This is a genomic window from Mycobacterium sp. TH-M106 (assembly GCF_057473765.1).
Genome location: NZ_JBYCLE010000342.1, coordinates 1 through 1,337 on the forward strand (window position 1 = coordinate 1; position 1,337 = coordinate 1,337).

The 1,337-nt window shown below is 68.1% G+C and carries 2 protein-coding genes; both read right to left on the reverse strand.

Annotated features, from left to right (window positions below; all coding sequences use genetic code 11):
• Positions 1 to 644 (reverse strand): MFS transporter (locus AC2VOP_RS11760; protein ID WP_486961129.1); only part of this gene is annotated, 644 nt, incomplete at its 3' end.
• A gap of 33 nt (positions 645 to 677) precedes the next feature.
• Positions 678 to 1,337, reverse strand: a 660-nt coding sequence (gene cobA, locus AC2VOP_RS11765; protein WP_486961130.1) for a uroporphyrinogen-III C-methyltransferase, incomplete at its 5' end; no start/stop codon positions are given.

Below are 1,337 nucleotides of genomic sequence, written 5' to 3' on the forward strand. Positions count from 1 at the left end.
AGCCCGATCGGCACGTTCACCAGAAACGCCAGCCGCCACGACACCTCGGTCAGCGCACCACCGACCACCAGCCCCAGCACCGAGCCGATGCCGGTCATCGCCCCGAACACCGCCATCGCGGCGTTGCGGGCCGGCCCCTTCGGGAACGTGGTGGCCACCAGCGCCAGACCGGTCGGTGAGCCGATCGCGGCACCGATGCCCTGCAGCAGCCGCGCGACGACCAGCGTGGGGGCGTCCCAGGCGACACCGCAGAGCGCCGAGGCGATGGCGAACAGCGCAACACCGACGATGAATGTGCGTTTGCGGCCGATGGTGTCGCCGAGGCGCCCGCCCAGCAGCATCAGCCCGCCGAACGTCAACACGTAGGCGGTGATCACCCAGCTCCGCCCGGCGTCGGAGAGGCCCAGGTCCTCTTGAATCTTGGGAAGCGCGACGATCGCGATAGTGCCGTCCATCGTGGCCATCAGCTGCATGCCCGCGATGGCGATCACCGCCGCGAAGAAATGGCGGGGCGGCTGCCACGCCGGGTAATACCTGCTGACCCGGCTCGGCGCGGTCGACTCGGGGCGCGGCACGGGCGCTGGTTCGGCGACGTCTGTCACCTGGTCAGCGGCCACCCGCTCTGCGTCGTTGAGAGCCGTCATAGCGGATTACCATACAGCAAAATTAAGAGACTTTTAAACCCCTAACCCGGCGACAGCCCCGATGACGATGATCGCGGGAGGTCGGATGCCTTCCGAGCGGATCTTCTCCGGCGCGTCGGCGAGCGTCGCCCGCAGGCTACGTTGGGCGGCGGTGGTGCCGTATTGCACCACCAGTACGGGTGTGTCCGCAGGTCGGCCACCTTTTCGCAGCACCTCGCTGAACTGTTCGATCCGCCCGAGTGCCATCAGCAGAACAATGGTGCCGGACATTGCCGCAAGGGCGTTCCAGTTCACTAACGATTCGGGATCATCCGGCGGGACATGGCCGCTGACCACCACGAACTCGTGATTCATCGCCCGGTGCGTGACCGGAACGCCGGCCAGCGCCGGCACCGCTGTGGCACTGGTGACACCGGGCACCACCGTGACGGGAATTCCGGCGTCAGCGCAGGCCAGCACCTCTTCGTAGCCGCGGGCGAACACGAACGGGTCACCGCCTTTGAGCCGCACCACGAACCGGCCAGCCCGGGCTCGCTCGATCAGTGTGGCGTTGATCGCGTCCTGGGCCATGGCCCGGCCGTACGGGATCTTGGCCGCGTCGATGACCTCCACGTGCGGGGGCAGTTCGGCCAGCAGTTCGGGTGGCGCGAGCCGGTCGGCGACGACGACGTCGGCCTGCGCGAGCAGTCGGCG